We start from the raw sequence: 19,726 nt of genomic DNA on the forward strand, positions 1-19,726 counted from the left end.
CCGGATCAGACCCCGGACGCGTACGCCACGAAATCCGCCCACGCACCCGGCGCGAATCCGAGGCTCGGCCCCTGCATGTTCTTCGAATCGCGGACATGGACGGCGCCAGGGCTAGCGGCGACCTCAACGCAGCTATCAGCATCGGGGCCACTGCTGTGGCTGCTCTTGAACCACACCAGCTCGGCACCGCGACTGACAGAAGACTTGTGGCTCACGCCTCCCCCAGCCCCTTCACAAACGCGGCCCAGGCATCCGGCGCGAACCCGATACTCGGCCCCTCGACATCCTTGGAGTCGCGGACGTGGACGGTGCCGGGGACGGTGGCGACCTCGACACAGCTGTCAGCGTTGTTGCCGCTGCTGTAGCTGCTCTTGAACCACGCCAGCTCGACAGCGTCCCCCGCAGAGGGCTTCACGATCATGTCTCTCCCAGCACTTTCGCGATGAAGGCCAGCGACTCCCGTGGCGTGAGCGCCTGAGGCCGTCAGCTCCGGGCCGCGTACGCCACGAAGTCGGCCCAGGCACCCGGTGTAAACCCGAGGCTCGGCCCCTGGAGATCCTTCGAGTCGCGGACGTGGACGGTGCCGGGGACGGTGGCAACCTCGACGCAGCTATCGCCTTCGTTGCCGCTGCTGTAGCTGCTCTTGAACCACTTCAGCTCGGCAGCATCCCCGACAGAAGACTTCAGGATCATGTCTCTCCCAGCACTTTCTCGATGAAGGCCAGCGATTCCCGTGGTGTGAGCGCCTGGGCCCGGATGATGCCATACCGCAGATCGAGGATCCGGAGCTGTTTCGGATCGGAGACCGGACGGCCGGCGAATGCCCCCTCGGAGCGCCCCACCGCCGTACCATCCCCGAACTTCAGCATCTCGATCCCACCATCCAGCCCGGGGTGAGCCTCGCAGTGGGTCGGCATCACCTGGAGCGTGACGTTCCGCAACTGCCCTACCTCCAGGAGGCGTTCGAGCTGTCGGCGCCACTCCATTGTGCCTCCAATCGGACGGCGCAGCGCTGCCTCTTCCTGCACGAAGCTGAGCGCCGGAGCAGGCGATCGGTCGAAAATCGACCGCCGGGCCATGCGCGCGGCCAGCACTCGCTCCACCTCGTCCGCCGAGTACGCAGGCTGGCGTTCTTCAAACAGAACCCGCGCATGCCCCTCCGTCTGGAGCAGACCGTGTATTCCGTGGGTCGCGTAGACCGCGATCTCGACGGCCTGCGCCTCCAGCCTGGTCAGCGCCCGAATCTTCTTCGGATACCGCACCTCCGCGACGTCCTGCTTCATCGCGGCGATCTTGCCGCCCGCGCCCAGGACCTCGTCGGCCTTCTCCAGGTACTCCGGGCGCGGGATCCGCTTTCCCGTCTCGACCTTGTAGATCAGGTTCTCGCCATAGCCGATGGCCTCGCCGAGCTCCGCCGCTCGCAGGCCCGCCCCCTCCCGCCACAGCTTCAGCTGGCGGCCGACCGACTTCAGCACCGCCTCGCCCTCATCGTCGAGACCGGGGCTCTGGTCGGGCTCGTCCACCCCGTCCGCCGCCCTGCCCGTACCGCCGTCGTCCACGTTCACCGTGCCCACCTCCGACGTATCGCTGTTCATTGCGCACGCTCACGGAAGGTCACGCTGGACGGGCCGGACAGTTCCGGACCATGCCGAGACAGTCACCGTACGTACAGGCGGCGCTACTTTTCAGAGTATGCACACCCGGACACGCTGAGTGATGTGAATCACGAAATCAGCGGTCAGCGGCTCCTGCCACGGCCAGCCGCCCCCACCCACGCCGCCGCACCCGCCCGGCAGTTCCGCGTCCAGCTGTCCGCCACCCGCCGGGGCGCCCGGCTCGCCCGGCTGCTCACGACCGAGCAACTCCGGTCCTGGTGGCTGCCGTTCGAGACGCCGGCGCAGATCGTCGCCGAGCTGGCCGCCAACGCCATCTCGCACGGGCGGGTACCGGGGCGCGACTTCCGCCTCACCGTGACCGTAAAAAAGAATCCGGACACGGACAGCGACACGATCCGTATCGAGGTGACCGACGCGCGCAGCGAGCGGCTCCCAATCCCGCAGGCCCAACAACCCACGGCAGAACAGGAGTCGGGGCGCGGACTCCTCCTCGTCGCCGCGTTCGCGGACCGCTGGGGAACGGTGTCCGGGCCCCCTCCCTGCAAGACGGTCTGGGCGGAATGCGACCTGTCAACACGCGCCTGAGGCCCGTCAACCGGAGGCCGGAAACCTGGCTTCCGGTGCTCGGTGCGGCGGAGCTCCGGGACGTAAAAAGACCAAAGAACCACAGGTAGAGAACCCCAACCCACCAAACCCCACCAGCCCGCCACAGGCCCGCCGCCCGCCCCGTCACCCACTCAGGTGATCCACGACCGGAAGGCTGGCCTTCGCCGCCCACGGCGGGGCAGGCTCGGCCCCGACGCCCCCTGAAACCCCACACATGCGACGGCCCCCGGCCGGGACGGCAATCCCGATCGAGGGCCTGACCACCGAGGAAGTAGGAGCTTCCCGATGGCTGAGCAGCAGCTTAACGCCGCCTCGTGCGCGCGGTACGTCGTTCGCCGATCCCTCTCCGGAGTCCACAAGGTGACCGAATTCCAGCATCCAGGCTTCACGATCATCGGCGACCACCTCGCCCAGCACCGCGAGCTGTCCCTCACCGCGATCGGCCTGGCGACCTACATCCAGTCGCTGCCCGAAGGCGCCCCGGTCGACATCCGCACCCTCGCCGGAAAGTTCCCCGAGGGCCGCGAACGGGTGGCCACGGCGCTGCGCGAACTGGAGGCGTACGGCTATATCGAGCGGGTCCGCGAGCGCACCGACGACGGCAAGCTCGTCACGATCACCTACTCGTACAACAACCCCGAGGCCACCCGCGCCCGCCGCGCCCGCGAGGCCGCCGCCCGCTCCCCCCGCCGCGCCACCGGCGACCCGGCCCCCGAGGAGCCCGCCCCAGCCCCGCCCACCACGCCCGAGACCTCGGCCGACGCCGCTCCCGAGCCGGTACCTGGACCGGTGCCTGAGCCCGCACTCGGCTCCGAGCCCGCACCTGAATCCGCACCCGAGCCCACTCCCGAGCCGGTACCTGCGTACGAGTCCACGCCTGGACCGGCGCCTCAGCCCACTCCCGGCCTCGCCCCCGAGCCCGTACCTGCGCACGACCCCGCACCTGCACCTGTGCCCGCACCTGGGCCGGTACCTGCGTACGAGCCCACGCCCGAGCCAGACCCGGAGTCCGAGCCCGTACCCGAGCGTGCCTCTGAGCCCGCCCCTGAGCCCGACGCCGTACCTGATACCGCACCCGAGCCCGATCCCGTACGCCCGGTGGGCGCCGTCCCCGTAGGCCCCGTGGGGACCGCTCCCGTACGCCCCGTCGATACCGCTCACGCAGGCCCCGTCGCGCCCCCTCCCGTACGCGCAGCCGACGCCGCTCACCTAGACGCCCCGGGCACCGCCACCCCCGTACACCGCGCGGAGACCGTCCCCGTACGCACAGCAGACATCGGTACCGCCCCCGCTCCCCGCCCCGCGAGCCCCGCGGACGCCAACCCCGTCGGCGCCACCGTCCCCGCACCCCGCCGTGTACCACCCCGTCCCCCACTCCCCCGGCCCCGTACGTCCGAGCACCGGCAGACGGCCGCCGCCCTCCTCGCGGAGCTGCGCCGCGCCGACCCCCGCCTGCTGCTCTCCGTGCGGGACGTCCACCGCCTCGCCCCCGCCGTGGCCGCCTGGCTGGAGCGCGGCGCCGAGCCCGACGCCGTACGCCACACCCTGACCACCGGCCTCCCGGCCCCACTGCGCCACCCCGCGGCCCTGCTCGCCCACCGCCTCACCGCGCTACTGCCCCCACCCCTCCCAACCGCCCAGGCCACCCCGGCCGCCGCCCACCCGCACCCGTTCCAGACCTGCGACGGCTGCGACCGCGCCTTCCGCGCCCCGGCCCCCGGCCACTGCCGCGACTGCCGCAGTCAGGGCGCTACGGCGGAGCTGGCCGCTGCCTGAGACGCGCCCGAGGCCGTGCACCGCCCCGTTCAGGAGGGACCCACCCACATACCCCGCGTCATTGGCATGAAGACGGTGGCTCCGGCCGTGCGGCAGAGCCGCCGCCGGCACAGTTGCCGACAGAGGCGAGGCACGAACACCATGACCGCCACTCCGGACCAGGAGCGGCCGGACACCCTCCGCTACCGGGCACTGCGCGACCTCGTCGAACGGATGCAGGACACCGCCCCCGGCAAGCTGGAGATCACCAAAGAAGGCATCGTGCACGACATGGCGTCGCCGCGCGGCCCGCACGAGCTGACCGCGGCCCGCGTCAGCCGCCGGCTGGAGAAGGTCATGCCGGACGGCCTGCTGGCCCACACCGGTACGCCGGATGTGGAGGACGTGCGCGAGGGCGTCATGCGCCACCCGGACATCATGGTGATCGCCGAAGCGGACATGGAAGTCGAAGGGTCCTTCGATCCCCGCGCCCTCATCGCCGCCGTCGAGATCGTGTCCCGGTCCAATCCGGACAACGACTGGATGGGCAAAACCCGGGACTATCCGCTGCTCGGGATTCCCCTGTACCTGATCTTCGACCCTCGTACGGGCGTGGGCGCGGTACTTTCCGAGATCCACTCGACGCCGGACGGCCCTCGGTACGCCACGCGGAAAAATTTCGTCTACGGCGAGGACATCACCATCGGCGAGTGGACCATCTCGACGCGGGAGCTGCCCCGCTACCGGTGACCGGAGCGTGCGCGGGAGCGCCGAACCGGCCGTCGCGAACTCCCACCCCACCCACAACACAGAAGTGCCCGCACGACCGAAGTCGTACGGGCACTTCACGAGCCAAGGCTCAGAGCCGAAGCTCACAGCTCAATCGAGCTACCGGGTCTCCCCGATCAACAATTACTTGTTGATCTTGGTGACCTGGCCGGCGCCGACGGTCCGGCCACCCTCACGGATGGCGAACTTCAGGCCCTCCTCCATGGCGACCGGCTGGATCAGCTCGACCGTCATCTCGGTGTTGTCGCCCGGCATGACCATCTCGGTGCCCTCGGGGAGGGTCACGACGCCGGTCACGTCCGTGGTACGGAAGTAGAACTGCGGGCGGTAGTTGTTGAAGAACGGGGTGTGACGGCCACCCTCGTCCTTCGACAGGATGTACGCCTGGGCCTCGAACGAGGTGTGCGGCGTGACCGAGCCGGGCTTGATGATGACCTGGCCGCGCTCGACGTCCTCGCGCTTGATACCGCGAAGCAGCAGACCGACGTTCTCACCGGCCTGGCCCTCGTCGAGAAGCTTCCGGAACATCTCGATACCGGTGACCGTGGTGGTGGTCTTCTCGGTCTTGATGCCGATGATGTCGACGGTCTCGTTGACCTTGAGGATGCCACGCTCGATACGACCGGTGACAACGGTGCCACGGCCGGTGATCGTGAAGACGTCCTCGATCGGCATCAGGAACGGCTTGTCGACGTCGCGCTCGGGCTGCGGGATCGACTCGTCGACGGCCTTCATCAGGTCGAGGACGGACTTGCCCCACTCGGCGTCGCCCTCGAGCGCCTTGAGCGCCGAGACCTTGACGACCGGAACGTCGTCGCCCGGGAACTCGTACTCGGAGAGGAGCTCGCGGACCTCAAGCTCGACGAGCTCCAGGATCTCCTCGTCGTCCACCATGTCGGCCTTGTTCAGCGCGACAACGATGTAGGGAACGCCGACCTGGCGGGCCAGGAGCACGTGCTCCTTGGTCTGCGGCATCGGGCCGTCGGTGGCGGCGACCACGAGGATGGCGCCGTCCATCTGCGCCGCACCCGTGATCATGTTCTTGATGTAGTCCGCGTGACCGGGGCAGTCAACGTGGGCGTAGTGACGGCTCTCCGTCTGGTACTCGACGTGCGCGATCGAAATCGTGATACCGCGCTGGCGCTCCTCAGGAGCCTTGTCGATCTGGTCGAAGGCCGAGGCCTCGTTCAGGTCCGGGTACGCGTCATGCAGCACCTTGGTAATGGCGGCCGTGAGGGTCGTCTTACCGTGGTCGATGTGACCGATGGTGCCGATGTTGACGTGCGGCTTAGTCCGCTCGAACTTCGCCTTCGCCACTGGGGTCCTCCTGTGGAGTGGTTCTGTACGCCTTACTCATCGGCGCCAGGTGATCTTTGCTGGGGTGCCGGCTGCCGGGGCATTCCTCACGGATTGCGGGGTTTGCCCCGGCAGACGGTGTCAAGCCTAAAGCGTGTTCCGGCTAACGGGAGCAGGAACTACTCGCCCTTGGCCTTCGCGATGATCTCCTCGGCGACGTTCCGGGGAACCTCGGCGTAGGAGTCGAACTGCATCGAGTAGCTTGCGCGACCCGACGTCTTGCTGCGGAGGTCTCCGACGTAGCCGAACATCTCCGAGAGGGGAACCAGGCCCGTGACGAGCTTGGCGCCGCTGCGGTCCTCCATGGACTGAATCTGTCCACGGCGGGAGTTGATGTCGCCGATCACATCGCCCATGTAGTCCTCGGGCGTGGTGACCTCGACCTTCATCATCGGCTCCAGCAGGGCCGGGCTGGCCTTGCGGGCGGCCTCCTTGAAGGCCATGGAACCGGCGATCTTGAACGCCATCTCGGAGGAGTCGACCTCGTGGTACGCACCGTCGAGGAGCGTGACCTTGACGCCGGTCAGCGGGTAGCCGGCGAGAACACCGAACTCCATGGCCTCCTGGCAGCCCGCGTCCACGGACGGGATGTACTCCCGCGGGATACGGCCACCGGTGACCTTGTTCTCGAACTCGTACCCGTCGCCCTCAAGCGGTGCGATGGCGATCTGCACCTTCGCGAACTGGCCGGAACCACCAGTCTGCTTCTTGTGCGTGTAGTCGAGGCGCTCGACGGCCTTGCGCAGGGTCTCGCGGTACGCGACCTGCGGCTTGCCGACGTTGGCCTCGACCCGGAACTCACGGCGCATACGGTCGACCAGCACGTCGAGGTGCAGCTCGCCCATACCCGCGATGATGGTCTGGCCGGTCTCGTCGTCGGTGTGAACCTGGAACGACGGGTCCTCTTCGGCGAGGCGCTGGATGGCGACACCCAGCTTCTCCTGGTCGCCCTTGGACTTGGGCTCAATGGCGACCTGGATGACCGGAGCCGGGAATTCCATCGACTCCAGGATCACCGGCTGCGCGGAGTCGCAGAGGGTCTCACCGGTGGTGGTCTGCTTCAGACCCATGACGGCGACGATGTCACCGGCACCCACCGACTCGATCTCCTCACGCTTGTTCGCGTGCATCCGGTAGATCTTGCCGATGCGCTCCTTCTTGCCCTTCACCGAGTTCTGCACCTGCGAGCCGGCCTCAAGGCGGCCCGAGTACACCCGGATGAAGGTGAGCTTGCCCAGGTGGGGGTCGCTCGCAATCTTGAACGCGAGAGCCGCGAGCGGCTCGTCGTCGGACGGCTTGCGGACGATGACCTCGTCCGCGTTCTTCACCGACTGGCCCTCGACATCGCCGATGTCCAGCGGCGACGGGAGGTAGCGGGCGACGCCGTCGAGCAGGGGCTGGACGCCCTTGTTCTTGAAGGCGGTACCGCAGAACACCGGGGTGACGGTGGTGGTGCCCTCAGCGCCGGTCGAGGCGATGGTGATACGACGGATCGCCTCGTGCAGCTGCTCCTCGGTGGGCTCCTGGCCCTCCAGGTACAGCTCCATCATGGCTTCGTCGTTCTCCGCGACGGCTTCGAGCAGCTTGCCGCGCCACTCGTCGGCCGCCTCGATGTGCGTGTCGGGGATGTCGACAGTGTCGTACATCTCGCCCTTGGCAGCATCCGCGGACCAGACCAGGGCCTTCATGCTGACGAGGTCGACGACGCCCTTGAAGTCCATCTCGGTGCCGATCGGCAGCTGCATGACCAGCGGCACCGCGCCGAGGCGGTCCACGATCATGTCGACGCAGCGGTGGAACTCCGCGCCGGTCCGGTCGAGCTTGTTGACGAAGCAGATACGCGGAACGCCGTAGCGGTCCGCCTGACGCCAGACGGTCTCGGACTGCGGCTCAACACCGGCAACGCCGTCGAACACCGTCACCGCACCGTCGAGGACGCGCAGGCAGCGCTCCACCTCGACGGTGAAGTCGACGTGGCCCGGGGTGTCGATGATGTTGATGGTGTGGTCGACGTTGTTCAGCGGCCAGTGGCAGGTCGTCGCGGCAGACGTGATCGTGATGCCGCGCTCCTGCTCCTGCTCCATCCAGTCCATCGTGGCAGCGCCGTCGTGGACTTCACCGATCTTGTAAGAGACACCGGTGTAGAACAGGATCCGCTCGGTGGTGGTCGTCTTGCCCGCGTCGATGTGGGCCATGATCCCGATGTTGCGGACCTTGGCCAGGTCAAGCGAAGTGGTGGCCATATCGGCTCAGTCTTCTCTCGGTCTCGATGTGGGTTGCGACTACCAGCGGTAGTGCGCGAAGGCCTTGTTGGACTCGGCCATCTTGTGCGTGTCCTCACGCTTCTTGACCGAAGCGCCGAGGCCGTTGGAGGCGTCCAGCAGTTCGTTCATGAGGCGCTCGGTCATGGTCTTCTCGCGACGGGCACGGGAGTAGCCCACGAGCCAGCGGAGCGAGAGGGTGGCGGCACGACCGGGCTTGACCTCGATCGGGACCTGGTAGGTCGCGCCACCGACACGGCGGGACTTGACCTCAAGGGTCGGCTTGATGTTCTCCAGCGCGCGCTTGAGCGTGATGACCGGGTCGTTACCGGTCTTCTCGCGCAGACCCTCCATGGCGCCGTAAACGATGCGCTCGGCGGTGGAGCGCTTGCCGTTCAGCAGCACCTTGTTGATGAGGGAGGTCACCAGAGGAGAACCGTAGACCGGGTCGATGATGACCGGGCGCTTCGGGGCGGGGCCCTTACGAGGCATTCTTACTTCTCCTTCTTGGCGCCGTAGCGGCTGCGGGCCTGCTTACGGTTCTTGACGCCCTGCGTGTCGAGGGAGCCGCGGATGATCTTGTAGCGAACACCCGGCAGGTCCTTCACACGGCCACCACGCACGAGCACGATCGAGTGCTCCTGGAGGTTGTGCCCCTCGCCCGGGACGTAGGCAGTAACCTCGATCCCACTGCTCAGCTTGACTCGCGCGACCTTGCGGAGGGCCGAGTTCGGCTTCTTCGGGGTGGTCGTGAAGACGCGCGTGCACGTGCCACGACGCTGCGGCGACCCCGCCAATGCGGGTGTCTTGTTCTTCTCGACCTTGTCCTGGCGGCCCTTGCGGACCAGCTGCTGGATCGTAGGCACCGTTTCTCCGGTTTCTCGTCTCGGTACAACTAACCTGGAACATCGCCGACCCACGCGGTCGGGTGTGTCGAAGGCTGCAAACCCCCACCAGAGGCAGGGAAGGCGCAGATTTCGGTGTCTCGGACCGGTAATCGGTCGACCCGGGCCCTACGTGATCTTCAGCACACGCAGGAACCCAGGGACACCCCAGGCACAAGGTCAGAGCGTACCTACCGCATCAGTCGCGGTCAAAACAAATGCACATGCGAAGGAAACGCCGGACACGGCGATGTTGGAGCCACCGTAGTTGGCCTGGCGCCCCTACGGAAGGAAGGCGCCGCTTCTCGGTCGGATGTCGGCCACCGGCCGATCACTCATCCGTCGGAGAAGCGGCGCCTTCCTGGCGGCCGCGGGGTGTCAGCCCTGGTCGGAGCGGCCCAGGCCCTTGCGGATGGCTCGTTCCACGGCGTTGTACTCGGTGCCGGGCCCGCCGTCCACGACCAGCGTGCCCTGGGGGAAGAGCTGCGGCTGGGCCAGGAAACGGGGCTCCTCGCCCCGGCGCTCCTGGGCGGAGTGCACGGTGAAGGGGGGTGGACGAGATATACGTCACCGGCCTCTCCGGTGACCAGCGCCTCGGGGCGGCCCTCGGTGCAGCTGAGCTGGTCGATGAGGGTGCGCAGGGACATGCCCGCCTCCCCCGCCGGCTCCAGCAGCGGAGGCACTCCAGGTGGGAGCCGACGCGCACCCGGGTGGGGCCGTCGTCCTCGGTGACGTCGGAGTAGAGGAAGAGGACCAGCAGGGCGCGGGCTACGCCATCAGCGTCCCACTCGCCGCGCAGACCGCCGCCCCCACCCTCACCCACAAGGCCATCGGCCACGGCATGCGGGCGGCGCTGGTCGACGGCTACGGTCCCGCCGCCGGCCTCCCGGTGCCTCGCCCGGCGCGACGCGCTCCACGACCGGCACCAGCCCTGCCGCACCGGCCTGCTGGCGCTGTGCAGCACGTGCTGCATCGAGGCACTGGCGCTCCTCCCCCGGCTGAATGCCCACGTGGAAACCGAACGCCCGGAGATTCTGCAATTCCCCGGCATCGGCCTGGGCATAGCCGTACAGGCGGAAACCGGCCTGGTCGTCCCCATGCTGCGGAATGCCCAGAAGTACGATACGGATTCCCTCGTCCGGCCATTCATGAACTCGTCGGCACGGCCTGCGCGGGAACCCTCGCACCGGCCGATATGAGCGACGGTACTTTCACGCTAAACAATTATGGAATTTTCGGGACAGCCGGAGTCACACCGCTGCTCGATATCCCCGAAGCGGCAATGCTTGGCATCGGATCCATCACGGGCCGGCCATGGGTCGTCGAGGAACAGCTCGCCGTGCGCAAGATGGCCACATTCTCGCTCACCTTCGACCATCGCGTATGCGACGCCGAGGCAGCAGCCGCCTTCCTGCGGCACGTGACACAGCGGGCCGAGGAGCAGCCCGCGACCGCTGTACCGTAGTCGTTCAGCTGGCCCGCGCCTGCCGGCGCATACCGCGACGGCTGGTCAGCAGGGTGTCCAATGATCGGGATAAGCAATGCCGAATTTCACGCGCTGCATCCCCGCATGCGCACGGCGGCGAAACCGGTGACCCGATGGCACCGTCCCCCAGATCCCCCATTCTTCACACCCAACCTGACAAGTCTTGATCCGAATTCAAGACATGCTCCAAGGGAGCGAAACGCATCCTCCGCATCACAACTCCCGGCCCAGGAACCGCACCCCTCACCGAATACGTGAAGCCACGCACGCAACAATAACGCAACAAAGGAAGCCGCCTCTCGCGTGCCGAGAGGCGGCTTCCGGAACAGCGCGAAAACAAAGAAAAAAGCGAGGAGAGACACAGCCGCGACGACCGCGCCTCCCGGTGGACCGGCAGAGGCAGGCCCGAAGGGCCGCGCCCTCAGTGGCCGAAGATGACCGCGAAGGCGATCCCCAGCAGGAGCAACGCCCAGCCGCCGATGCCCAGCCAGCCCATCACCAGGCCGGCGAGCGCCTGGCCGTCCCCGCGCTCACCGGTCCGGCGGATCTCCGCACGCGCCTTGTGGCCCAGGATCACGGCCGGGATCGAGGTCAGCCCCCAGGTCGGCAGCGAGAGGATCCCGCAGACCAGCGCACCGGTCGCAGTGCTGTTGGTACGCACCGGCGGCGGCATCTGCATCGGCATGAACGTCGCCGGCACCGGCCGCGGCTCGAACTGCGCCTGCGGAGCAGGACCCTGCGGCAGGTCCGAGACCAGCATCTGGAGCTCGGAGTGGGTCTTCGCCTCATAGGCGCGACCGATCCGCTGCTCGTACTCGGCCTGCGGCAGCCGCCCCTCGGCGAAGCCCGCCTTCAGTACATCGACCGCCCGCTCGCGATCGGCGTGCGAGGCACGCATGGCCGGCACCTGATTCGACGGCTGAGCGGGCTGCCCGCCCTGCCAGGGCTGAAACGCCACGCGACCTCCCCCGCTCGATAGTGAGCCCTCATCATGAGCCTTCATCCTCTCATCACAGACGCAGTGGAGGGAGGCCAAGTTCCCTCAGGGCGCGAAACCGCCCGACACCGCGGCGCGGGGCACCGGTACGGACCCGCGGCGCCCCGGCGGAAGCGGGCCGGCGGCGCCCCGCAACGCCGCAGGGCGGCCACCCCCATCGGGGTGACCGCCCTGCGTACCACGCGCAACCGGACGTACCGGCAACGCTTACTGGTTGTACGGACCGTAGTCGTAGTCCTCCAGCGGGACCGCCTGGCCGGAGCCGGTGCCGAAGGGCGAGTAGTCGATGTCGTCGTAACCGACGGCCGAGTACATCGCGGCCTTGGCCTCCTCGGTGGGCTCGACCCGGATGTTGCGGTAACGGGACAGACCCGTACCGGCCGGGATGAGCTTACCGATGATGACGTTCTCCTTGAGGCCGATCAGGGAGTCCGACTTGGCGTTGATCGCCGCGTCGGTCAGCACCCGGGTCGTCTCCTGGAAGGACGCCGCCGACAGCCAGGACTCGGTGGCCAGCGAAGCCTTGGTGATACCCATCAGCTGCGGACGGCCGGAGGCCGGGTGGCCGCCTTCCGCCACCACACGACGGTTCTCGCCCTCGAACTTCGTACGCTCCACCAGCTCGCCCGGCAGCAGCTCCGCGTCGCCGGACTCGATGATCGTCACGCGGCGCAGCATCTGCCGGATGATGATCTCGATGTGCTTGTCGTGGATCGCCACGCCCTGGTTGTTGTAGACCTTCTGGACCTCGCCGACCAGGTGGACCTGGACGGCCCGCTGGCCGAGGATCCGCAGCACGTCGTGCGGGTTGATCGCACCCACGGTCAGCGGCTGGCCGACCTGGACGTGGTCACCCTCGCCCACCAGGAGACGGGCACGCTTGGAGACGCCGTAGGCGGTCTCGTCGCTGCCGTCGTCCGGGGTGACGACGAGCTTCTTGGTCTTCTCGGTCTCCTCGATACGGACGCGGCCGGCCGCCTCCGAGATCGGGGCGACACCCTTGGGCGTACGGGCCTCGAAGAGCTCGACGACACGCGGCAGACCCAGGGTGATGTCGTCACCGGCCACACCACCGGTGTGGAAGGTACGCATCGTCAGCTGGGTGCCGGGCTCACCGATGGACTGGGCGGCGATGATGCCGACCGCCTCACCGATGTCGACCAGCTTGCCGGTGGCCAGCGAACGGCCGTAGCAGAAGGCACAGGTGCCCACCGCGGACTCACAGGTCAGGACCGAACGGGTCTTGACCTCCTCGACACCGTGCGCGACGAGCTGGTCGATGAGGACATCGCCCAGGTCGACGTTGGCGGGGCCGATGACCTTGCCGTCGACGACGACGTCCTCGGCCAGCATCCGCGCGTACACGCTGGACTCGACGTCGTCCGCCTTGCGCAGGACGCCGTCGGCACCCTTCGAGGCGATCCGCAGCTTCAGACCGCGCTCGGTGCCGCAGTCCTCCTCGCGGATGATGACGTCCTGCGAGACGTCCACCAGACGACGGGTGAGGTAACCCGAGTCGGCGGTACGCAGAGCGGTGTCCGCCAGACCCTTACGGGCACCGTGCGTGGAGATGAAGTACTCCAGCACGGACAGACCCTCACGGAACGACGCCTTGATGGGCCGCGGGATGGTCTCGTTCTTGGCGTTGGACACCAGACCACGCATACCCGCGATCTGACGCATCTGCATCATGTTTCCGCGAGCACCGGAGTCCACCATCATGAAGATGGGGTTGGTCTTCGGGAAGTTCTCATTCATCGCCTCGGCAACCTCGTTGGTCGCCTTGGTCCAGATGTTGATGAGCTCCTGCGTGCGCTCGTCCTTGGTGATCAGACCGCGCTCGTACTGCTTCTGAACCTTCTCGTCCTGCGCCTCGTAGCCGCGGACGATGGCCTTCTTGGCCTCCGGGACGACGATGTCCGAGACGGCGACGGTGACGCCGGAACGGGTCGCCCAGTGGAAACCGGCCGCCTTCAGGTTGTCGAGCGTCGCCGCCACGATGACCTTGGGGTAGCGCTCGGCCAGGTCGTTGACGATCGCGGAGAGCTGCTTCTTGCCCACCGAGTAGTCGACGAACGGGTAGTCCTCGGGCAGCAGCTCGTTGAAGAGCGCACGGCCCAGGGTCGTCCGCAGCCGGAAGCTGTCACCCTGCTGCCACTCGGGCTCACCCTCCTCCTGCACCGGCGGAGTCCAGCCACGGGGCGGGACGGTGCCGATCGGGAAGCGGATGTCGACCTTGGCCTGGAGCGAGAGCTCCCGGTTGTCGAAGGCCATGATGGCCTCGGCGACCGAGCCGAAGGACCGGCCCTCACCGATGACCTCGCGCTCCTCTTCATCCGTGGTGAGGAAGAAGAGACCGAGCACCATGTCCTGGGTCGGCATGGTGACCGGACGGCCGTCGGCCGGCTTGAGGATGTTGTTCGAGGACAGCATCAGGATGCGGGCCTCGGCCTGGGCCTCCGCGGACAGCGGGAGGTGGACGGCCATCTGGTCACCGTCGAAGTCCGCGTTGAACGCGGTGCAGACGAGCGGGTGGATCTGGATGGCCTTGCCCTCGACCAGCTGCGGCTCGAACGCCTGGATACCCAGACGGTGCAGGGTCGGCGCACGGTTCAGCAGCACCGGGTGCTCGGCGATGACCTCTTCGAGCACGTCGTAGACGACCGTGCGGCCGCGCTCGACCATGCGCTTGGCCGACTTGATGTTCTGCGCGTGGTTCAGGTCGACCAGGCGCTTCATCACGAACGGCTTGAAGAGCTCCAGCGCCATGGCCTTCGGCAGACCGCACTGGTGCAGCTTGAGCTGCGGGCCGACGACGATGACGGAACGCGCCGAGTAGTCGACTCGCTTACCGAGCAGGTTCTGACGGAAACGGCCCTGCTTGCCCTTGAGCATGTCGCTCAGGGACTTCAGCGGACGGTTACCGGGACCGGTCACCGGGCGACCACGACGACCGTTGTCGAAGAGGGCGTCCACGGCCTCCTGGAGCATGCGCTTCTCGTTGTTCACGATGATCTCGGGCGCACCGAGGTCGAGAAGCCGCTTCAGGCGGTTGTTGCGGTTGATCACGCGGCGGTACAGGTCGTTCAGGTCGGAGGTCGCGAAGCGGCCACCGTCCAGCTGCACCATCGGACGCAGGTCCGGCGGGATCACCGGGATGCAGTCCAGCACCATGCCCTTGGGGCTGTTGCGGGTCTGGAGGAAGGCGGAGACGACCTTGAGACGCTTGAGCGCCCGGGTCTTCTTCTGGCCCTTGCCGGTCCGGATGATCTCGCGGAGGCGCTCGGCCTCCTCCTCCAGGTCGAAGGTCTCCAGACGCTTCTGGAGCGCGGCGGCACCCATGGAGCCGTCGAAGTACGTGCCGAAGCGGTCACGCAGCTCGCGGTAGAGCAGCTCGTCGCCCTCCAGGTCCTGGACCTTGAGGTTCTTGAAGCGGTTCCAGACCTCGTCGAGGCGGTCGATCTCGCGCTGCGCACGGTCACGCAGCTGCTTCATCTCACGCTCGGCACCCTCGCGCACCTTGCGGCGCACATCGGCCTTGGCGCCCTCGGCCTCCAGCTCGGCCAGGTCGGTCTCGAGCTTCTTGGCGCGGGCCTCCAGGTCGGCGTCGCGGCGCTGCTCGATCTGCTGACGCTCGACGGAGACGTGCGCCTCCAGCGAGGGCAGGTCGCGCGTACGGCGCTCCTCGTCCACCCACGTGATCATGTAGGCGGCGAAGTAGATGACCTTTTCGAGGTCCTTGGGCGCGAGGTCCAGCAGGTAGCCCAGCCGGCTCGGCACGCCCTTGAAGTACCAGATGTGGGTAACGGGAGCGGCCAGCTCGATGTGACCCATCCGCTCACGACGCACCTTGGCGCGAGTGACCTCGACGCCGCAGCGCTCGCAGATGATGCCCTTGAAGCGGACGCGCTTGTACTTACCGCAGTAGCACTCCCAGTCCCGGGTCGGACCGAAGATCTTCTCGCAGAAGAGTCCGTCCTTTTCGGGCTTGAGGGTGCGGTAGTTGATGGTCTCCGGCTTCTTGACCTCGCCGTGGGACCACTGACGGATGTCGTCAGCGGTAGCGAGGCCGATCCGCAGCTCGTCGAAGAAGTTGACGTCGAGCACTGTCGTCAATCCCACCTTCGGGGGTTCCCCCGACAATTGTCGCTGCCAGGGTCGAGTCTCAATCATGGTCTGGGGGTCCGGGGTTAGCCGGGGCCTCCGTCAGGAGGCCCCGGCCAGACCCGTCAGACCTCTTCGACGCTGCTCGGCTCGCGCCGGGACAGGTCGATACCGAGCTCCTCCGCAGCGCGGAAGACGTCCTCGTCGGTGTCCCGCATCTCGATGGACATACCGTCCGAGGACAGCACCTCCACGTTGAGGCACAGGGACTGCATCTCCTTGATGAGCACCTTGAAGGATTCGGGAATGCCGGGCTCGGGGATGTTCTCGCCCTTGACGATGGCCTCGTAGACCTTCACGCGGCCGGTCACGTCATCGGACTTGATCGTCAGCAGCTCCTGGAGGGCGTACGCGGCGCCGTAAGCCTCCAGCGCCCACACCTCCATCTCTCCGAAGCGCTGGCCACCGAACTGGGCCTTACCACCCAGCGGCTGCTGGGTGATCATCGAGTACGGACCGGTCGACCGCGCGTGCAGCTTGTCGTCGACCAGGTGGTGCAGCTTGAGGATGTACATGTACCCGATCGAGATCGGGTCCGGGAACGGCTCACCGGAGCGGCCGTCGAACATCCGCGCCTTGCCGGAGCCCTTCACCATGCGCTCGCCGTCACGGTTCGGGATCGTGGACTCGAAGAGTCCGGAGATCTCGTCCTCGCGCGCACCGTCGAACACCGGGGTGGCGACGTTGGAGCCGGGGGCGACCTCGTCGGCGGAGATGGCGTGGAGGCGCTTCTTCCAGTCCTGGTCGTCACCCTCGACCTTCCAGCCCTGGCTGGCGAGCCAGCCGAGGTGGATCTCCAGGACCTGTCCCGGGTTCATTCGGGACGGGACACCCAGCGGGTTGAGGATGATGTCGACCGGGGTGCCGTCCTCCAGGAACGGCATGTCCTCGACCGGCAGGATCTTCGAGATGACGCCCTTGTTGCCGTGCCGGCCGGCGAGCTTGTCGCCGTCGGTGATCTTGCGCTTCTGGGCGACGTAGACGCGGACCAGCTGGTTCACGCCCGGGGGCAGCTCGTCGCCCTCTTCGCGGTCGAAGACGCGGACGCCGATGACCTTGCCGATCTCACCGTGCGGCACCTTCAGCGAGGTGTCGCGCACCTCGCGCGCCTTCTCGCCGAAGATCGCGCGCAGCAGGCGCTCCTCGGGGGTCAGCTCGGTCTCACCCTTGGGCGTGACCTTGCCGACGAGGATGTCGCCGGCCACGACCTCGGCACCGATACGGATGATGCCGCGCTCGTCGAGGTCCGAGAGGACCTCCTCGGAGACGTTCGGGATGTCCCGGGTGATCTCCTCCGGGCCGAGCTTGGTGTCACGGGCGTCGACCTCGTGCTCCTCGATGTGGATCGAGGAGAGGACGTCGTCCTGCACGAGGCGCTGCGACAGGATGATCGCGTCCTCGTAGTTGTGGCCCTCCCACGGCATGAACGCGACGAGCAGGTTCTTGCCGAGCGCCATCTCGCCTTCGTCCGTGGACGGACCGTCGGCGAGGACCTGGCCCTCGATGACCCGCGCGCCCTCGTCCACGACGACCTTCTGGTTGAAGGAGGTGCCCTGGTTGGAGCGGGTGAACTTCGCGACGCGGTACGTGGTGTACGTGCCGTCGTCGTTGGCGACGGTGACGTAGTCCGCGGAGACCTCCTGGACCACACCGTCCTTCTCCGCCTTGATGACGTCACCGGCGTCGACCGCGCAGCGGTACTCCATACCGGTGCCGACCAGCGGGGACTCCGCCTTGATCAGCGGAACCGCCTGGCGCATCATGTTCGATCCCATGAGCGCGCGGTTGGCGTCGTCGTGCTCCAGGAACGGGATCATGGCGGTCGCCGCCGACACCATCTGGCGCGGCGAGACGTCCATGAAGTCGACCTCTTCGGCGGTGACGAGGTCGACCTCGCCGCCACGGCGGCGGACCAGCACACGCTGCTCGGCGAACCGCATGTCCTCGGTCAGCGGCGCGTTGGCCTGCGCGATCAGGAAGCGGTCCTCCTCATCGGCTGTGAGGTAGTCCACCTCCTCGGTGACCTGGCCGTCGACGACCTTGCGGTACGGCGTCTCGATGAAGCCGAAGACGTTGACCCGGCCGTACGAGGCGAGCGAACCGATCAGGCCGATGTTCGGGCCTTCCGGCGTCTCGATCGGGCACATGCGGCCGTAGTGCGAGGGGTGCACGTCACGGACGTCCAGGCCGGCCCGCTCACGCGACAGACCACCCGGGCCGAGCGCCGACAGACGGCGCTTGTGGGTCAGACCCGACAGCGGGTTGGTCTGGTCCATGAACTGGGACAGCTGGCTGGTGCCGAAGAACTCCTTGATGGAGGCGACGACCGGCCGGATGTTGATCAGGGTCTGCGGCGTGATCGCCTCGACGTCCTGGGTGGTCATGCGCTCCCGCACGACGCGCTCCATCCGCGCCAGACCCGTACGGACCTGGTTCTGGATGAGCTCGCCGACGTTGCGCAGACGGCGGTTGCCGAAGTGGTCGATGTCGTCGGTCTCGACGACGATCGTCCGGCCGGACTCGCCGGTCGTCTCGGTCTCACCCGCGTGCAGCTTGACCAGGTACTTGATCGTCGCGATGACGTCGTCCGTGGTCAGCACGCCGGCGTCCAGCGGCTCGTCGCCGCCGAGCTTCTTGTTGACCTTGTAGCGGCCGACCTTCGCGAGGTCGTAGCGCTTCGGGTTGAAGTAGAGGTTCTCCAGCAGCGTCTGCGCGGCCTCACGGGTCGGCGGCTCGCCCGGACGCAGCTTGCGGTAGATGTCCAGCAGCGCGTCGTCCTGGCCCTGGGTGTGGTCCTTCTCCAGGGTGGCGCGCATGGACTCGTACTCGCCGAACTCCTCCAGGATCTGCTCGGTCGTCCAGCCGAGAGCCTTGAGCAGAACGGTGACGGACTGCTTGCGCTTGCGGTCGATGCGGACACCGACCATGTCGCGCTTGTCGATCTCCAGCTCCAGCCAGGCACCACGGGACGGGATGACCTTGGCCGAGAAGATGTCCTTGTCGGACGTCTTGTCGATGGAGCTGTCGAAGTAGACGCCCGGCGAGCGGACCAGCTGCGAGACGACGACACGCTCGGTGCCGTTGATGCAGAAGGTGCCCTTGTTCGTCATGAGCGGGAAGTCGCCCATGAAGACCGTCTGGGACTTGATCTCGCCGGTCTCGTTGTTGGTGAACTCGGCGGTGACGAAGAGCGGAGCCGCGTACGTGAAGTCGCGCTCCTTGCACTCGTCGATGGAGTTCTTCGGGGGCTCGAAGCGGTGGTCGCGGAACGTCAGCGACATCGACCCGGAGAAGTCTTCGATCGGCGAGATCTCTTCAAAGATCTCTTCGAGACCGGACTTGGTGGGGACTTCCTGCCCACTCTCCAGCGCAGCCTCGACGCGACCCTTCCATGCGGCATTGCCGAGCAGCCAGTCGAAGCTTTCGGTCTGCAGCGCAAGGAGGTTCGGAACCCCGAGGGGCTCCTTGATCTTCGCAAAGGAGATGCGCAGCGGGGCGGTGCTGTCGCCGTTGTTCGTATTGGCAGTCGAGGCGTTGCGCGAGGCGGCCAAGAGGGGGTCCTTCCGAGGGCTCGGACTCACTACGCGCGTACCGGTCCCGAATCGAGCGATCTAGGGAAGGCCCAGGTCAGGGCGGATCTTCCGACAGTGCTCGGGCTCGGGCATGCCCCTGGTGACGGGCAGGGAGCAGCTAACAGGCAGCGCAAAGGGTCAGTGTAGCCACTTGGCACACTGATGTCCAGAGCGAGATTCCGGAGACCGGTTCAGCACCGTGATACCGATCTTCTCCCTCCGGGAGGTAACACCCTCCGA

At 67.2% G+C, this 19,726-nt stretch carries 16 protein-coding genes and 1 pseudogene; 5 read left to right on the forward strand and 12 right to left on the reverse strand.

The features are described from left to right. Nucleotides 1–5: 5 nt before the first annotated feature. From ACLJWH_RS12180 to ACLJWH_RS12195, 4 genes are all read right to left on the reverse strand, one after another. A complete protein-coding gene (locus tag ACLJWH_RS12180; protein WP_411141642.1) occupies nt 6–215 on the reverse strand; it encodes a DUF397 domain-containing protein in 210 nt (69 codons plus the stop codon). Beyond that, nucleotides 212–421, reverse strand: a complete 210-nt coding sequence (locus ACLJWH_RS12185) for a DUF397 domain-containing protein (protein WP_411141643.1) — start codon at nt 419–421, stop codon at nt 212–214. The genes ACLJWH_RS12180 and ACLJWH_RS12185 overlap by 4 nt, the downstream gene beginning before the upstream one ends. A 62-nt stretch (nt 422–483) precedes the next feature. Beyond that, entirely contained in the window at nt 484–693 is a 210-nt protein-coding gene (locus ACLJWH_RS12190) for a DUF397 domain-containing protein (protein ID WP_411141644.1), read from the reverse strand. Then, complete coding sequence (locus ACLJWH_RS12195; RefSeq protein ID WP_411141645.1) at nt 690–1,565, reverse strand: helix-turn-helix domain-containing protein; 876 nt, start codon at nt 1,563–1,565, stop codon at nt 690–692. Before ACLJWH_RS12195 ends, ACLJWH_RS12190 begins: the two co-directional genes overlap by 4 nt. 153 nt (nt 1,566–1,718) lie before the next feature. Between ACLJWH_RS12195 and ACLJWH_RS12200 the strand changes: the two genes are divergently transcribed. The 3 genes from ACLJWH_RS12200 to ACLJWH_RS12210 all read left to right on the forward strand — a co-directional run bounded on the left by ACLJWH_RS12200 (nt 1,719) and on the right by ACLJWH_RS12210 (nt 4,727). Beyond that, nucleotides 1,719–2,201, forward strand: a complete 483-nt coding sequence (locus ACLJWH_RS12200; protein WP_411141646.1) for an ATP-binding protein — start codon at nt 1,719–1,721, stop codon at nt 2,199–2,201. Nucleotides 2,202–2,507: 306 nt separating this feature from the next. Beyond that, complete coding sequence (locus tag ACLJWH_RS12205) at nt 2,508–3,998, forward strand: hypothetical protein (protein WP_411141647.1); 1,491 nt, start codon at nt 2,508–2,510, stop codon at nt 3,996–3,998. 141 nt (nt 3,999–4,139) lie between these two features. Next, a complete protein-coding gene (locus tag ACLJWH_RS12210) occupies nt 4,140–4,727 on the forward strand; it encodes a Uma2 family endonuclease (RefSeq protein WP_411141649.1) in 588 nt (195 codons plus the stop codon). Nucleotides 4,728–4,889: 162 nt separating this feature from the next. Here ACLJWH_RS12210 and tuf read toward each other — a convergent pair whose 3' ends face one another. The 5 genes from tuf to ACLJWH_RS12235 all read right to left on the reverse strand — a co-directional run bounded on the left by tuf (nt 4,890) and on the right by ACLJWH_RS12235 (nt 9,807). After that, nucleotides 4,890–6,083 carry an elongation factor Tu gene (tuf, locus tag ACLJWH_RS12215; RefSeq protein WP_411141651.1) on the reverse strand — a complete coding sequence of 398 codons (1,194 nt, stop codon included), beginning with the start codon at nt 6,081–6,083 and terminating at the stop codon, nt 4,890–4,892. Between the two features lie 158 nt (nt 6,084–6,241). Then, on the reverse strand, nt 6,242–8,365 hold the full coding sequence (gene fusA / locus ACLJWH_RS12220; protein ID WP_052859606.1) for an elongation factor G: 2,124 nt from the start codon (nt 8,363–8,365) through the stop codon (nt 6,242–6,244). A 39-nt stretch (nt 8,366–8,404) separates the two neighbouring features. Further along, entirely contained in the window at nt 8,405–8,875 is a 471-nt protein-coding gene (gene rpsG, locus ACLJWH_RS12225) for a 30S ribosomal protein S7 (RefSeq protein WP_030986135.1), read from the reverse strand. A gap of 2 nt (nt 8,876–8,877) precedes the next feature. After that, the gene (gene rpsL / locus ACLJWH_RS12230; protein WP_030062899.1) at nt 8,878–9,249 is read right to left on the reverse strand and encodes a 30S ribosomal protein S12; all 372 of its coding nucleotides are present in this window, start codon (nt 9,247–9,249) and stop codon (nt 8,878–8,880) included. Between the two features lie 396 nt (nt 9,250–9,645). Then, the gene (locus ACLJWH_RS12235) at nt 9,646–9,807 is read right to left on the reverse strand and encodes a hypothetical protein (protein WP_411141652.1); all 162 of its coding nucleotides are present in this window, start codon (nt 9,805–9,807) and stop codon (nt 9,646–9,648) included. Nucleotides 9,808–9,818: 11 nt separating this feature from the next. Between ACLJWH_RS12235 and ACLJWH_RS12240 the strand changes: the two genes are divergently transcribed. Further along, complete coding sequence (locus tag ACLJWH_RS12240) at nt 9,819–10,010, forward strand: hypothetical protein (RefSeq protein ID WP_411141653.1); 192 nt, start codon at nt 9,819–9,821, stop codon at nt 10,008–10,010. 210 nt (nt 10,011–10,220) lie between these two features. Then, a pseudogene (locus tag ACLJWH_RS12245) lies at nt 10,221–10,732 on the forward strand (2-oxo acid dehydrogenase subunit E2). Between the two features lie 442 nt (nt 10,733–11,174). On the opposite strand, the gene ACLJWH_RS12250 reads toward ACLJWH_RS12245, so the two are convergent. The 3 genes from ACLJWH_RS12250 to rpoB form a co-directional block, all read right to left on the reverse strand. Next, nucleotides 11,175–11,651 carry a DUF1707 and DUF4190 domain-containing protein gene (locus ACLJWH_RS12250; RefSeq protein WP_411141811.1) on the reverse strand — a complete coding sequence of 159 codons (477 nt, stop codon included), beginning with the start codon at nt 11,649–11,651 and terminating at the stop codon, nt 11,175–11,177. A 306-nt stretch (nt 11,652–11,957) separates the two neighbouring features. Next, the gene (locus ACLJWH_RS12255; protein ID WP_411141812.1) at nt 11,958–15,857 is read right to left on the reverse strand and encodes a DNA-directed RNA polymerase subunit beta'; all 3,900 of its coding nucleotides are present in this window, start codon (nt 15,855–15,857) and stop codon (nt 11,958–11,960) included. Between the two features lie 122 nt (nt 15,858–15,979). Next, nucleotides 15,980–19,465 (reverse strand): DNA-directed RNA polymerase subunit beta, encoded by a 3,486-nt coding sequence (gene rpoB / locus ACLJWH_RS12260; protein WP_411141654.1) that lies wholly within the window; start codon nt 19,463–19,465, stop codon nt 15,980–15,982. Nucleotides 19,466–19,726: the final 261 nt, after the last annotated feature.

The organism is Streptomyces sp. x-80 (assembly GCF_046549095.1).
Taxonomy (GTDB): Bacteria; Actinomycetota; Actinomycetes; order Streptomycetales; family Streptomycetaceae; genus Streptomyces; species Streptomyces celluloflavus.

Excerpts from the sequence above, each read along its gene's own strand:
- ACLJWH_RS12210 (WP_411141649.1), top strand. The coding sequence starts at position 4,140 with ATGACCGCCACTCCGGACCAGGAGCGGCCGGACACCCTCCGCTACCGG.
- ACLJWH_RS12250 (WP_411141811.1), bottom strand. The coding sequence starts at position 11,651 with ATGCGTGCCTCGCACGCCGATCGCGAGCGGGCGGTCGATGTACTGAAG.
- rpsG (WP_030986135.1), bottom strand. The coding sequence starts at position 8,875 with ATGCCTCGTAAGGGCCCCGCCCCGAAGCGCCCGGTCATCATCGACCCG.
- ACLJWH_RS12205 (WP_411141647.1), top strand. The coding sequence starts at position 2,508 with ATGGCTGAGCAGCAGCTTAACGCCGCCTCGTGCGCGCGGTACGTCGTT.
- ACLJWH_RS12190 (WP_411141644.1), bottom strand. The coding sequence starts at position 693 with ATGATCCTGAAGTCTTCTGTCGGGGATGCTGCCGAGCTGAAGTGGTTC.
- ACLJWH_RS12185 (WP_411141643.1), bottom strand. The coding sequence starts at position 421 with ATGATCGTGAAGCCCTCTGCGGGGGACGCTGTCGAGCTGGCGTGGTTC.
- fusA (WP_052859606.1), bottom strand. The coding sequence starts at position 8,365 with ATGGCCACCACTTCGCTTGACCTGGCCAAGGTCCGCAACATCGGGATC.